Source organism: Pseudoalteromonas sp. PAB 2.2, assembly GCF_001938575.1.
Lineage (GTDB): Bacteria > Pseudomonadota > Gammaproteobacteria > Enterobacterales > Alteromonadaceae > Pseudoalteromonas > Pseudoalteromonas lipolytica.
Window position 1 is genome coordinate 47,004 of record NZ_LYPI01000010.1, and the last position, 13,356, is coordinate 60,359.

Annotated in this window: 11 protein-coding genes and 5 tRNA genes; 15 read left to right on the plus strand and 1 reads right to left on the minus strand. The window is 43.0% G+C overall.

Annotated features, from left to right (window positions below):
* Nucleotides 1-146: 146 nt before the first annotated feature.
* The 6 genes from BWD47_RS08695 (at nt 147) to BWD47_RS08720 (ending at nt 1,069) form a co-directional block, all read left to right on the plus strand.
* A complete protein-coding gene (locus BWD47_RS08695) occupies nt 147-344 on the plus strand; it encodes a hypothetical protein (protein ID WP_036971722.1) in 198 nt (65 codons plus the stop codon).
* A gap of 112 nt (nt 345-456) precedes the next feature.
* Nucleotides 457-549: transfer RNA gene (locus tag BWD47_RS08700), tRNA-Ser, on the plus strand.
* 33 nt (nt 550-582) lie between these two features.
* Nucleotides 583-659: transfer RNA gene (locus BWD47_RS08705), tRNA-Arg, on the plus strand.
* Nucleotides 660-681: 22 nt separating this feature from the next.
* Nucleotides 682-758: transfer RNA gene (locus BWD47_RS08710), tRNA-Arg, on the plus strand.
* Between the two features lie 46 nt (nt 759-804).
* Nucleotides 805-881: transfer RNA gene (locus BWD47_RS08715), tRNA-Arg, on the plus strand.
* A 111-nt stretch (nt 882-992) separates the two neighbouring features.
* Nucleotides 993-1,069: transfer RNA gene (locus tag BWD47_RS08720), tRNA-Arg, on the plus strand.
* A 303-nt stretch (nt 1,070-1,372) separates the two neighbouring features.
* Here BWD47_RS08720 and BWD47_RS08725 read toward each other — a convergent pair.
* Complete coding sequence (locus BWD47_RS08725; protein ID WP_065978433.1) at nt 1,373-3,388, minus strand: TonB-dependent receptor; 2,016 nt, start codon at nt 3,386-3,388, stop codon at nt 1,373-1,375.
* A 168-nt stretch (nt 3,389-3,556) separates the two neighbouring features.
* Here BWD47_RS08725 and BWD47_RS08730 point away from each other — a divergent pair, with 168 nt between their 5' ends.
* The 9 genes from BWD47_RS08730 (at nt 3,557) to BWD47_RS08770 (ending at nt 13,315) form a co-directional block, all read left to right on the plus strand.
* A complete protein-coding gene (locus BWD47_RS08730) occupies nt 3,557-4,867 on the plus strand; it encodes a hypothetical protein (protein WP_075593824.1) in 1,311 nt (436 codons plus the stop codon).
* Nucleotides 4,868-4,883: 16 nt separating this feature from the next.
* A complete protein-coding gene (locus BWD47_RS08735; protein ID WP_075593825.1) occupies nt 4,884-6,260 on the plus strand; it encodes an SH3 domain-containing protein in 1,377 nt (458 codons plus the stop codon).
* 8 nt (nt 6,261-6,268) lie between these two features.
* Nucleotides 6,269-7,381, plus strand: a complete 1,113-nt coding sequence (locus BWD47_RS08740; RefSeq protein ID WP_075593826.1) for a mandelate racemase/muconate lactonizing enzyme family protein — start codon at nt 6,269-6,271, stop codon at nt 7,379-7,381.
* Nucleotides 7,378-8,127, plus strand: a complete 750-nt coding sequence (locus BWD47_RS08745; RefSeq protein ID WP_065978429.1) for a L,D-transpeptidase — start codon at nt 7,378-7,380, stop codon at nt 8,125-8,127. The genes BWD47_RS08740 and BWD47_RS08745 overlap by 4 nt, the downstream gene beginning before the upstream one ends.
* An 80-nt stretch (nt 8,128-8,207) precedes the next feature.
* Nucleotides 8,208-9,782, plus strand: coding sequence for a sodium:solute symporter (locus BWD47_RS08750; RefSeq protein WP_065978428.1), 1,575 nt, complete (start codon nt 8,208-8,210; stop codon nt 9,780-9,782).
* The gene (locus BWD47_RS08755) at nt 9,783-10,694 is read left to right on the plus strand and encodes a BadF/BadG/BcrA/BcrD ATPase family protein (RefSeq protein ID WP_051501818.1); all 912 of its coding nucleotides are present in this window, start codon (nt 9,783-9,785) and stop codon (nt 10,692-10,694) included.
* Entirely contained in the window at nt 10,684-11,619 is a 936-nt protein-coding gene (gene murQ / locus BWD47_RS08760) for an N-acetylmuramic acid 6-phosphate etherase (RefSeq protein ID WP_075593827.1), read from the plus strand. The genes BWD47_RS08755 and murQ overlap by 11 nt, the downstream gene beginning before the upstream one ends.
* Nucleotides 11,619-12,797, plus strand: coding sequence for an exo-beta-N-acetylmuramidase NamZ domain-containing protein (locus tag BWD47_RS08765; protein ID WP_075593828.1), 1,179 nt, complete (start codon nt 11,619-11,621; stop codon nt 12,795-12,797). Before murQ ends, BWD47_RS08765 begins: the two co-directional genes overlap by 1 nt.
* 98 nt (nt 12,798-12,895) lie before the next feature.
* Nucleotides 12,896-13,315 carry an energy transducer TonB gene (locus tag BWD47_RS08770; protein WP_075593829.1) on the plus strand — a complete coding sequence of 140 codons (420 nt, stop codon included), beginning with the start codon at nt 12,896-12,898 and terminating at the stop codon, nt 13,313-13,315.
* Nucleotides 13,316-13,356: the final 41 nt, after the last annotated feature.

The window sequence follows — 13,356 nt, forward strand, 5'->3', positions numbered from 1 at the left end:
AAAAGAAATACTGATTAAGTCTGCGTTGTTGTTGTAGTAAAAATGTTAAACATCGCCTTTTGTTCGTAATTACAGTGGTGTTTTTTTAATACGAGTATGAGAACATTGTACAAATGTCGTTCAACGTATTAGTGGACTTAATTATAATGACAAAAAAGCCTGTGCAGTTGCAGACAGACACCAGTAAAAGCGATGAGCAACGTGAAGCTTTTTATCGTGCCTGCATCGCCGAGTTTCAACAACTAGGCTATCAGGATCAATATTTAGCAGAAATAACCGATGAGCATATCCCATTAGCGGGCATCGATTCGTTCAGACAAAAAGCAAAACCGGTCAAAGGCTGAGCAAAAGTTTGTTGTTTTTACCCGTAGTGGACAATCTATAACCATCTGTGCGATTTTCCTTGAAAAGTGTTTGACATATTTTCTGAAATCTTTATTATACGCCCCACAAGACGGAGAGGTGGCCGAGTGGCCGAAGGCGCTCCCCTGCTAAGGGAGTATAGGGTTTGTAGCTCTATCGAGGGTTCGAATCCCTCCTTCTCCACCATTTTTTAAATGGTTATCTTGTAAAGTAAAGAATGGGCGCATAGCTCAGCTGGATAGAGTACCTGGCTACGAACCAGGCGGTCGGAGGTTCGAATCCTCCTGCGCCCACCATCCTTTACTAACATCAAAATGTGGGCGCATAGCTCAGCTGGATAGAGTACCTGGCTACGAACCAGGCGGTCGGAGGTTCGAATCCTCCTGCGCCCACCACTTTTGAAAAGTCTTAGTGAGACTTAAACTAACTAGAATAGAATGTGGGCGCATAGCTCAGCTGGATAGAGTACCTGGCTACGAACCAGGCGGTCGGAGGTTCGAATCCTCCTGCGCCCACCACTTTCTATACATTCATACAGCAATGTAAGAAAGCATAAACCGACAAATTGTCGGTTTTTTTGTGTTTAAACGACACCGTCATTGCAAGACGTAAATAAGCAGAAATATTGCGGACGCGTAGCTCAGCTGGATAGAGTACCTGGCTACGAACCAGGCGGTCGGAGGTTCGAATCCTCCCGCGTCCGCCACTTTCACTCTGAAAGTGACATAAACCGACGAAAGTCGGTTTTTTTGTGCCCGAAATCCGCAGCTGCGGTATCATACCATTGTGCAAAAATACTTAATCATTTTGAGTGATTAAACCAGTCGCTACCTGCGTTAAAAATTTCTGAACTAATAGGAATTGCTGGCAGTAAGTTAAGTGATAAGAACAAGCGTCAGCAAATAACTCGCATTACTGACGACTTTTTCCTCGACCGCATCAAAGATAACAGTGTATCGCTTTACCGTGACCTAATCACTAACTTGCAAAAGTACACAGAGCAGGTTCTCTAAAAGAGTAAACTGACGTTGAATCTAAGCGTACGTGGCTCTATGGGGTGGTAGTGATTATCTTCTACTCCCTCTGCGGGCTCAGTCGGTAAGCGTGATGCATAATAGTAATCGATATCATGATCACTGCTATCGAATAGATTAAGTAGCTCTAAGCCGACTTTCCAGTGAGTATGTTGGTAACTAACTAAACCGTTAACGACGGTCAAAGGCTCTGAACGTTGACTGCCATCATCATTGAGCATGCGTTTACCTATATGGCGAAGACGCAACGATGTTTGCCATTGCTCTGTTATGTGCCAGTTTACCCCAGCACTGGCAACTACTGGCACAGCCCCTTCAATGCGGTCGTTCTGGCTATCTATGTCTAGGCGTGAATGTGTAAACGATGCTTCAGCATCAAGGCTAAGTGTCTCGGCTAGCCAATAGTAAGCGCTTAGTTCTAATCCGTAACGTGTTGATGCATCACTGGCTTCAGTATTGCCTGCATCACCAACAAAGAGGAGTTCTGAGTCAAGTGAAAGCCACCACAGTGCCGCTGAAAAGTTAAAGTGCTTTTCATCAAAGTAGCGCATGCCCAACTCAGCACCATTACTTTTAACCAGCAAATCAACGGTATCCGTGGCTGCAAGGGTTAAAGGGTCTTGTTGAATTGTTGCGCCGCGTGCATCGTTAGAATGAAACGATTGCCCCCAGTTGGCATAACCCGCTACGTTCTCGTTGAATAAATAAGTTAGGCTTGCTTTGAAACCGAGTAAATCGTCATTTGCATCGCCTGAATTTAAGTGATTATCGCTGTTAACGCTCGCATCAATATAGTCATAGCGTACGCCTACAGTGGCCTCTAATTGAGGGCTCATAGTAAGTTGGGTTTGCCAATAAGCAGCATAACTTGTTTCGTCAACACGGTCTTCACGTACGGTTGATAAGTAATTTCTCGACTGTGTGTTATACAGTCCTACGTTATCAATGTTATCGTTACGAAGTTCAACACCTACATCATGATTCAGTAAAATAGAGCCTAAAACATCCGAAAATTGATAACTGATTGCCCCGCCAGACACCGTACGATTATCACGTTGATTAAATTGGTCGCCATTAACAGGATCATTAAGAAAATACGAGAAATTAGAATACAAGTTCAGTTTGTAATCAATTACATAGGCATTAGCTGTGAGGTGTTCATTTTGCCAATTAGCCGATAAGCTATAGCGACTAGAGCTGCCACCTAATGTGGTGTCCAAAGAGCCCAGCGATGAAATGATACCTTGATCAACGGCGCGTTGCGGAATTTGGTCAGCCGAATTCCACGTATTATCATATGCCATAGCACTGATGGATAGGTTACCGTGCTTAGACTCATTAACGAAACGAAGGAGGGCGTTCTTTTTATTTACACTTTCTTTAATGTCTTGCCATGGCCCGTCGTAACCTTGCCATTCTGTGGCGCCAATAAGTTTGCTATTACCAAGTGGAATGCTGCCTAAAGCAACCGCGCGTAAATAGTTATCCTCACCAATAGTGAAATCTAACTGTTGATGCTTTGGGTTATCTGTCAGGTGAAAGTAGGCGCTGCCCGCAGTTGAAAAGTCACCTTGCTTTGCATCGTAACTGCCTTTTTGATAACTGACTGTGGCAATCGTTTCGGGAATAATAAAGTTCAAGTCTGTATAGCCTTGCCCATGTCCATGGCTGCGCATATTGATTGGCATACCATCAATATTGGTTGAAAAGTCTGTACCATGGTCAAGGTTAAAACCACGAATAAAGTATTGATTTGCCTTACCTGAACCACTGTGTTGAGTAACGGCCATACCGGGGATTAACTCAAGTAGCTCTGTGCTTCTGAGCATGGGTCTATTTTCAATCTCACCTTGGCCAATAATGCCACTTGAGGCGCTGATTGATTCACCGATTAAGCCAGTGCGGTGGCCATATACGGTAATTTTTTCAATATTAGCAAATGCGCCACCAGAACAGCTTAGACAGCCCGCAATAAAGCATAACTTTTTCATTTTATAAATCCCTTTTCTATTTGGTATTAAAAGTATATACGCGTAAGTCATTTTTTTGGATGCAGAATAGATGAATCGTAATAAAGCTGAGTTAATTTGCTTCATGGGAAATTTGTGTTAAATTTAATAAAATATTCCAAAAATAAAAATAAGTGGGAATTTTATTTTATGCACACCATGCGTTTACGCTCTCTCAATTTTACGCTGTGTAGTAGCCTTTTGCTGTTAGTTGGCTGTCACGCGAATAACCCCGTGGACACAATGACTGACGAGCAGTTTTTTGCCGAAGTGATGATGGCACCTGCAATCATGCCACGTGATTTAAATAATACCGGTTGTTTAAGTCTCGCTAATAATGGGACTGGAAAAGGCTATAAAAGTGCTGACCAAGTGGCTTATCAGCAACCTGATTGGCAGTCTCGAATTGCCGCGGATTGGCAATATTTTTCTCCGTCTCAACAGCAAGGAAAATTGCTTGTTATTGATTATCAGGTAAGAGGTGGGGCACTTGCTTACCGTTACTTAAGTGATGGCACGCACAATGAGCTTTATGAGCCGTGGAGCTCATCAAAGATTCAAGCCTTCACAGGTGCTGTCGCTACCGTGAGAAAAGAGCAGCCTAAATTAGGTGCGCACGCACTGGCTGGTGATACTCCCTTGGCTGATTTAATTAGTAGCGTAAATAGCTATGAGCCATTTGGAAAAGCGGATGGCAATTCAAATGCAATCGCGAGTTATTTTATTAATGTTGCTGGGCGCAATACATTACAAAGCTTCTTTTATAATGACTGGTTAAAGCTCAAAACCCCTGGTTTATTATTTAATGGTGCCTATGGCGGTGAGCAGTTTATGCCATCTGATGAATATTGGCATGACCCTGCACACCCAGAACATGATGCAAAGATCAGCCATTACAAAGCAAATCGTGATGATCCTGGTTATTTAAGTTACCGTTGTGATAACTGCGGTTTAACGGGTAATAAGGCAATGACTACCTTGGCACAAGCTGAATGGTTAAAACGCCTTGTTAGTCACGACCGTGAACCCAGTACCCGTATGCCGTATTTGCAAAGTAGCGATGTAGATGTACTCCTTAATGGCACAGGTCATAGCGAACAACAGGCTGGCGGAGGTGGTATGATGATTGGCATCAGTCATCTTGTGACTAATGCACTTGCAAAAGCGATTGCACCCAATGATACACGCTCGGCAAAAGAAGTACTTGATACCGCGACAAATGGGCAGTGGCGAGTGTGGCAAAAAATCGGCTGGGGCCCAAGTGAAACTCGCTCTGCGACCGAAACGGTTATGCTCGCACATGTATGCTTGGGGCAAATTAATGGCGGTCGCGAGTTTACCTTGAGTATTCAGCAAGCAATCCCTGGTGCAGAGGAAGCCAACTTGCCAAAAGTAGGCAAGCTAATGCAGCAAAATTTGCAGGCAGCTTTTACAAAATTATTAGATTCACGCGTTCAATAAGTATTAAGGAACACACATGCGTCGTTCAATTATCGCTTTATCAATTAGCTTAGGTGTCGCCTTTAGTTCACCTATGCATGCCGAGGTTTGGCAATCAGATGTGATAGCCGTCACTCAGTCGCAGCTTTCACCTAGCTACTGGTTGCAGCAAGGTGCATCGGCAAAAATGCTCATGACAAATGCGCAAATTCAGGCGTTTAACGATAAGTTAATCAAAGAAAATAAGTACATTGTTGATCCACTGTCATTTCAAAAATCGCTGTCTAAAGCCAAACTCACTAGCTTAATTAATCAAGCCAGCTCAGTGCCAAAAAGCCCGCGCTTTTTTACTGACGGACGTCAATTAACAGCGAAAGATTTTGCTAAATATCAGGCAAATTTAAATATTAATAAGGTCGCGAGTACTAACTTAGTTCGCTTTGGTGTGGTGGTGAAGCGTACGTCATTACGGACCTTTCCAACGTGGGATCGGGTGCTCAACAGTGGCTTAGATCACGACCTAGATCGCTTTCAAGAAAGTGGCATGTTTCCGGGAGAGAGTGTCGCTGTCTTGCATCAAAGCGCGGATAAAAAGTGGCTTTTAGTGCGTGCTTATAACTATTTAGCGTGGACGCCCGCTGAGGATATTGCTTTTGCCGATGCTGATAAAATTAAAGCGTACCGTGACCAAGAAAACTTTTTAGTCATCACTGGCGCTAAAGTGCACACTGCTTATGTGCCTAATGATGATGCACGCTCAGAAGTTCAGCTTGATATGGGGGTGCGTTTACCCCTTGTTGATAACGAGCAAGTTCCTTACTTACTGAATGGGCAAAATACCTATGCCAGCCATATTGTGCAATTACCAACGCGCGATGAAAATGGCCAATTAGCCATAAAGCCAGCAATGATCAGTAAAACCGCAGATGTAAATATCGGTTACCTCGCCTACACCGAACAAAACCTGATTAAGCAAGGCTTTAAGTTTTTAGGTGAGCGGTACGGATGGGGGCACGATTACAATGGCCGAGATTGCACTGGTTTTGTGGGTGAAATTTATAAAAGTTTTGGTTTACTCATGCCACGTAACTCCGGTCAGCAAGGGAGCAGTGAGTACGGTAAAAATAGCCGCTTTGATAAAAATGCCAATGAAGCGTCTAAATTATCCGTTGTTAAGAATATGGCAATTGGTGATTTAATTTATATTCCAGGTCATGTGATGATGTATCTAGGTGAACACCAAGGTGAGCCGTACGTAATTCACGACGTGAAAGGGCTTGGCTACAACAAAGGCGATGGTAGTTTTTACAGCAGTGCTCTAAATGGGGTATCGGTTACTCCATTATTGCCGTTAAGACTCTCGCAAGAAACCAGCTATTTAGACCGTGTGTACAACATTAAACGTATTCGCTAGAGGCCTGTATGAAAATTAAAGCAATTCGTTTTGCAAAGCTCAAAGTGCCATTAGTGACCCCATTCAAAACGGCGTTGAGAGAAGTTAGTTTTATAGAAGATTTAGTGGTGATCATCGAGACTCACTGCGGCCAGATTGGTTATGGTTCAGCAGCATCAACCCCAGTTATTACAGGGGATACTCACCAAGGCATGATAAGCGTTATTAAGCAGTTTATTGCGCCGAAGTTATTGGGCTTCGAAATAGAAAATATTAATCAGCTCACCCATATTATACAAACGACTGTAGTCGGTAATAGTAGCGCAAAAGCGGCGCTAGAAATTGCTGTTTATGATTTATGGGGCAAGCTTTATAAAGCGCCATTGTATAAATTACTCGGTGGCGGGCAGTCAGAGCTCAAGACTGATATCACTATCAGTGTTGATAATATCGATAAGATGCTCAGCGACTGCCAGCTCGCGGTTGATCAAGGTTTCGATGTATTAAAAGTTAAAATCGGCAATAACCTGAACCAAGACATTGAGCGTGTTAAAGCAATTTATGCGGGCTTTGCAAGCAAAGCACTCTTGCGTCTTGATGTTAATCAAGGCTGGAGTGCTAAGCAAACAGTGCAGGCACTTCAGCAACTAGAACACGCCGGAGTCGTGCTTGAGCTTGTAGAGCAGCCTGTTAAAAGTAACGACATCCAAGGACTAAAATACATTACTGATCGTGTTAATACACCGATTATGGCCGACGAGAGTGCTTTTTCTCCTCAGCAGGTTATTCAGCTTTTAGAGCTTGGCGCCGTTGATATTATTAATATTAAGCTGATGAAAACCGGTGGGTTGAGCCGTGCGATTGAAATAGCCAATATCACTGCGCAGTATCAAGCGCAGTGTATGATTGGCTGTATGCTTGAGGGCAGTATTGCTGTGGCGGGTGCTGCACATTTAGCATCAGCAAAAGCCCAACAAATTAGTAAAATTGATTTAGACGGTCCAGCCCTTGGCCAGTATGATCCGGTGCAAGGTGGGGTTGAATTTAATGGCCCGCAGATCACGCTTTCGGATGCCCCAGGTCTTGGTATTGAATCAATCAACGGTCTTGAACTGATAACAAATGGAGTGTGGCCAGAATGAAAAAAATCTTTAGTTTTGTTGCAGCAATGAGTTTAACCGCCTGTGCAAGCTCGCAGCAGTACACGCCTGTGATTGATAATACACATCAACAATTAGTTGTGGTTGTAGCCAATGACAGTGACGCAATTGATGCGACGCTTTATCGCTTTGAAAAAAAAGGGCGACAATGGCAACAACAAGGTGATCAACACGCTGTTGTGCTTGGGCGTACTGGGCTTGCTTGGGGTGTTGGCTTACATCCAGCACAAGCTGGTTTGCAAAAACAAGAGGGGGATGGCAAAGCGCCAGCGGGTATCTTTGAACTAGGTACTGCATTTGGTTACTTAGACACATTACAAACGAATCTTAGCTATCAAGCTATGACTGCTAACGATTACTGCATTGATGTAAAAGGGTCTCCTTTTTACAACCAACTCGTTGATAAGTCAGAAGTGGGAGACGCTGCGGTAAAAAACTCATCTGAATGGATGCGCCGTGATATTTACAGCCAAGACGACTTATATAAAAAGGGGATCGTGGTAAAGCACAATCCTTACAATGTCGATGGGGCGGGCAGTTGTATTTTTATGCATTTATGGCGTGCGCCCAGTAAACCAACAGCAGGATGTACAGCGATGACCGAAACCGATATGGATACCTTATTAGCTTGGCTTGATGAGCGTAAAAAACCATTATTGGTGAGTTTAACTAAGCAGCAATATCAGCAAAAACAAAGTCAGTGGCAATTGCCGGTACTGGAAAATTAAAAATAATAAAATAAAAGTATTTTATTTTTGTCGTAATGGTGGAATAATATATTCCATTAAGGTTTGAGTTAGGATAATAAATGAGTGCAAATTACGCATTACTCGATTGGTTAGTATTCGCAAGTTATGGCGCAATTTTATTGCTCAGTGGCTGGTGGTTTAATCGCAAACGTGCCAACTCAAGCCAAGATTTTTTCTTGGGTGGAAATAGCATGCCGACCTGGATGGTGGCTATCTCTGTTTTGGCGACGTCGCAATCTGCGGCAACCTTTATTGGTGGCCCTGATCAAGGTTATCAAGGTGATTTTTCTTATATCGCAACAAATATAGGGGCGTTTATTGCGGCATTTGTGGTGTCGGCATTTTTAATTCCTAAGTTTTACCAACAAAAAGTGTACACAGTGTATGAGCTGTTAGAAAAGCGTATAGGCCCAAAAGCTAAACGCCGTAGCGGTTTAATGTATTTATTTGGTCGTGTGTTTGCCAGTGGTGCGCGTCTTTATATGGCAGCCATCGCGGTGGCTATGATTTTATATGGCAATATACATGCCGACAGTGTGGTGATAGCGACCTTAGTACTGGCGCTGGCGGGGTTACTTTATACCTTTTTAGGCGGGATCCGCAGCGTTATCTATTCTGATGTTTTACAGAGTGTTGTTTATGTTAGTGCAGCGATCGCGGTTATTTGGTGTTTGCTGAATATTATTCCTGCCGATTTCTCGACCATTATAGCCACCTTAAATGAACCCGCTCCTGGTGCTGACTCGAAACTTGCTTTGTTTAAGTTTGATTTAGACTTTACGCCATCAGGGGTATTCAATATGGCCTCTGTATTAACCGGGTTTGTATTGTTAAATATTGCAGCATTTGGCCTTGATCAAGACATGACACAGCGTTTATTAACCTGTAAGAGTCCAAAAGAAGGCAGTAAGGCATTACTGCTATCGGTGTTGATGGTAATACCGGTTATGGCTATTTTTATCTTCATTGGCATGCTGCTTTATATTGTTTATCAGCAACCAACACTTATGAATAATCAGGCTGGAGAGGCGGTTGTACAAGAGTTTAATGGCGAAAAAATTACCATTTTTATGTATTACGTATTAAATGAAGTACCAGCAGGAATTAAAGGCTTGGTTAGTGTGGGCATAATCGCTGCGGCGATATCAACATTAAATTCGGGACTGAGCTCAATGTCATCAGTGATAGTGCAAGATTTATATCGCCCGTATCTAGAAAAGGCCAATAAACACGTGAGTGACCACCACTTTGTTAAAGCTGGTAGAGTGGGGATGGCAGTAGTTAGTTTAGCGTTGGCGTTGATGGCAATACTTTGCTATTTCTGGCAGCAATACAGTGATATGCCGTTATTAAAGTTTGCCTTAAGCGTTATGGTGTTTTCGTACAGCGGTTTATTGGGTGTTTATTTCACAACGTTATTTACAAAACGCGGCAGTGAAGGTTCTGTGCTCGCTGCATTAATTGTTGGTTTTGTTGTTACGCTATTAATGCAACCCTATATGATTGATTGGTTATTGCCTGAGTCGATGCGCTTTTATTTAGGTTTTACTTGGCAGTTATGTATTGGCACCTTGTTATCAACATTAGTGTGTTGTGTTGGCAAACCCAAAGCAAGTAATGAGGCATTTGCATAAATGACAGTGCGTTATGTTCTAGCCATTGATGGTGGCGGTACTAAAGTTTTAGCTGAACTGACAGAGCAATCCTCACAATTGACGTTTCGCTCACAAGGCGGGCCCGCGTCTATTTCGAATGATCTTGATTTAGCAGTTGAGAATATTGTGAAGGTTGTTCGAGACGTTTGCGAACAAAGTGGTGCAAAGGCCAGTGATATCGTTGCTGTAATGGGCCTCGCCGGAGGTGCATCAACCACATTAGCTGAGCAAGTTAAAGTAATGCTCAAGCTAATTTACGAGATTGAGTTTGCAAGTCTTCGCATAGAGAGTGATGCCATTACATCGCTTTATGGTGCAAATTTGGGGGAACCTTGTGTTGTTGTTGCCCTTGGTACAGGTGCTGTCGGTGCGCGTTTACAATCAAACAACCAAGCTAAATTAGTCGGTGGTTGGGGTTTTACTGTGGATGACTTTGGTGGCGGCGCGCGTATTGGTCTAATGGCTGTACAGTATTTATTAAACGATATAGATTGTTACGATTTACCAAAAAGCCGATTAACGATTCGCTTGAGTGAGCAGCTAGGATGCACTCGTCAAGCAATTAGTCATTGGCTTAAACAAGCCAAACCCGCGGATTATGCACGTTTTAGTCCGCTTGTGTTTAGCTTACAAAACGAATGTAAAGTAGCCAATAAGGTATTAACTGAGCACACGACGTCAGTGGTTGAGTTAATTAATAAAAGTCGCGGTACATCGCCGTTACCCGTAATTTTAATTGGGGGGCTTGCTAAGGTGAGCCAAGACTTATTGCCACTTACATTGCAAAACGAATTATCTCCTTGTAAAGGGGATTCATTAACTGGTGCCGCTATACTAGCGGTAAAGCATTACCATGACATTATTGAAAAAGGACAACGTAATGAGCCCTGAGCACGTCTTTAAGCATCAAAGTGAGTTACTTGAAGAATTAAACGGTATTGTCTCTGAAGGACAAAACCCTGACACTTTGGATATCGATCTGCTCAGCACCACTGAGATCCTCACAAAAATCAATAATGAAGATCACAAGGTTGCAGCAGCCGTTAAGCTGGTTATCCCGCAAATAAGCTTAGCAGTAGATCATATTGTTGAAGCATTTCAACAAGGTGGCAGACTTATTTATATAGGCGCAGGCACTAGCGGCCGTTTAGGTATTCTTGATGCTGTTGAGTGTGCCCCGACCTACAGTGTGAGCGAACAGCAGGTTTTAGGCATTATTGCTGGCGGTGACACCGCGTTTAAAAAAGCTGTTGAGGGTGCCGAAGATAGCACCACACTTGGTGTGGAAGATTTAAAAAATGCGAACCTTACAGGAAAAGATATCGTTGTGGGTATCGCTGCCAGTGGACGTACTCCATACGTGTGTGCTGCAATTGAGTATGCTAAGTCGTTAGGGTGTGTCACGGTGGGCATTACGTGTAACCCTGATTCAGCGGTGATGCGTTTACCGCAAATTGGTATTTGCCCTGTGGTAGGGGCAGAAGCTGTGACAGGCTCAACACGAATGAAGTCGGGTACGGCACAAAAGCTTGTACTTAATATGTTAAGCACTGCCAGTATGATCCGCACCGGTAAAGTGTATAAAAACCTGATGGTTGATGTAAATGCAAGTAACGAAAAGCTCCATGCACGTGCTATTCGTATAGTGATGCAGGCAACTAGTTGCTCACAGCAACAAGCTGTCGATGCTTTAAAGCAAGCCGAGCAAAGTGCCAAATTAGCTATTTTGATTGTATTAACGGGTAAGCCTGCAGATGAGGCAAAACAGCTGCTTTGCCAAACGAATGGGTTTTTACGTAAAGCGGTGGAGGAATAATGCGTTTTTTAGCCATTTTAATTGTGAGCTGTTTAGCATTACTTGGTTGTAAGGAAACGCCAGTTAATGTGCCAGAAAAAGCACAACCATTACAAGTGGGGGCTGTTAACTATCAAGCCTATGTGCCAGAACTTAAAGGCAAGCGCGTTGGTTTAGTTGTCAATCAAACGTCAGAAATTAATGGTCAACATTTAGTCGACTTTTTACTCGAGAAAGGCGTTGTGGTGCGTAAAATATTTGCCCCGGAACATGGTTTTCGAGGCGATCATGATGCGGGTGCCCATGTAAAAAGTACTGTAGATGCCAAAACGGGTATCGATGTTGTTTCTATATACGGCAGCAATAAAAAACCGACCCCAGAAGCACTGGCTGATCTGGATGTTATTATTTTTGATATCCAAGATGTCGGAGTGCGCTTTTATACATACATCAGTTCAATGCATTATATGATGGAAGCGGCTGCTGAAAACGGTAAAGCGTTTATTGTTCTTGATAGACCCAATCCGAACATTGCTTATGTCGATGGGCCAATTTTAGATCCCAAATTCCGTTCGTTCGTGGGTATGCATGAAATTCCCGTTTTACATGGTATGACGGTTGCTGAGCTTGCACAGATGATTAAAGGCGAAGGGTGGATAAATAACGCAGCTGAACTTCAGCTATCAGTGGTACCGGTGGCGAATTATAAGCGCACCATGACTTACGACTTGCCAGTAAAACCAAGCCCTAATTTGCCAAATGCTCAATCTATTCAGCTTTATCCATCATTATGTTTCTTTGAAGCGACACCCATAACCATTGGTCGTGGAACTGATTTTCCGTTCCAAGTCGTCGGCTATTCACCTGTAAAACTAGGCGAGTTTAGTTTTACGCCACGTGCGATTAAAGGGGCATCAATGAACCCTAAATTCAAAGACGTTGAGGTTTTTGGTCAAGATTTACGTGATTCAAACATGCATGGCTTAGATTTAAGTTTATTTATTGCTGCTTATCAACAACTAACCGATTCACAGCAGTTATTTTTTGAACGTGCTGAGTTTATGGATAAGTTAGCGGGCACAGATAAGCTTCGTTTAGCGATTGAGGCGGGACAAACCGAGCAACAAATAAAACAGAGTTGGCAAACTGAGCTTGCGGCATTTAAACGTAAGCGACAGCCCTATTTACTGTATCAATAACAAAACATATTTCAAAAAGAGGCACTTGCCTCTTTTTTTATTATCACCTTTTGACGGCTGTGGTAAATTTAGGCTCTGAATAATTAAAAGGATGTATTATGAAGGTCTATTTTTGTGCGGCAGTATTTGCCTTACTCTCTGGCTGCTCACAGGCCCCTAGCAAGGCTGCACGTATACTTGACTTAAGCGCCGATAAAAGCGCTGCAGATCAGCTATGGGCGTTAAAACGCGTAACTAAACCTAGCTATCCTAAAGTGGCACAGATGACCAAAAAAGCGGGCTGTGCACGCTTCATTATTACGATTGATCAACACGGGAATAGCAAAGATATTACCTTTCTAGAAAGTTTCCCCGCAGGCATGTTTATTAGTGAATCGCGTGAAGCACTTAGTGACTGGCACTGGCAAGCAACATTAAAAAACAGCCAGCAACACGCTATTAAACGTACGGTACAGATTGATTATTTTATTAAGCAGGCCATTAATTTAGATGAAGCAAGAACGTTTTGTACAATTTAGATTAAAAGGGATGAAAAAGGGCCGCATATGCGGCCCCCAAC

Bases quoted from the DNA above. Each gene is read 5' to 3' on its own strand.
- BWD47_RS08695 (WP_036971722.1), top strand. From the start codon at position 147: ATGACAAAAAAGCCTGTGCAGTTGCAGACAGACACCAGTAAAAGCGAT.
- BWD47_RS08725 (WP_065978433.1), bottom strand. From the start codon at position 3,388: ATGAAAAAGTTATGCTTTATTGCGGGCTGTCTAAGCTGTTCTGGTGGC.
- BWD47_RS08730 (WP_075593824.1), top strand. From the start codon at position 3,557: ATGCACACCATGCGTTTACGCTCTCTCAATTTTACGCTGTGTAGTAGC.
- BWD47_RS08735 (WP_075593825.1), top strand. From the start codon at position 4,884: ATGCGTCGTTCAATTATCGCTTTATCAATTAGCTTAGGTGTCGCCTTT.
- BWD47_RS08740 (WP_075593826.1), top strand. From the start codon at position 6,269: ATGAAAATTAAAGCAATTCGTTTTGCAAAGCTCAAAGTGCCATTAGTG.
- BWD47_RS08745 (WP_065978429.1), top strand. From the start codon at position 7,378: ATGAAAAAAATCTTTAGTTTTGTTGCAGCAATGAGTTTAACCGCCTGT.
- BWD47_RS08750 (WP_065978428.1), top strand. From the start codon at position 8,208: ATGAGTGCAAATTACGCATTACTCGATTGGTTAGTATTCGCAAGTTAT.
- BWD47_RS08755 (WP_051501818.1), top strand. From the start codon at position 9,783: ATGACAGTGCGTTATGTTCTAGCCATTGATGGTGGCGGTACTAAAGTT.
- murQ (WP_075593827.1), top strand. From the start codon at position 10,684: ATGAGCCCTGAGCACGTCTTTAAGCATCAAAGTGAGTTACTTGAAGAA.
- BWD47_RS08765 (WP_075593828.1), top strand. From the start codon at position 11,619: ATGCGTTTTTTAGCCATTTTAATTGTGAGCTGTTTAGCATTACTTGGT.
- BWD47_RS08770 (WP_075593829.1), top strand. From the start codon at position 12,896: ATGAAGGTCTATTTTTGTGCGGCAGTATTTGCCTTACTCTCTGGCTGC.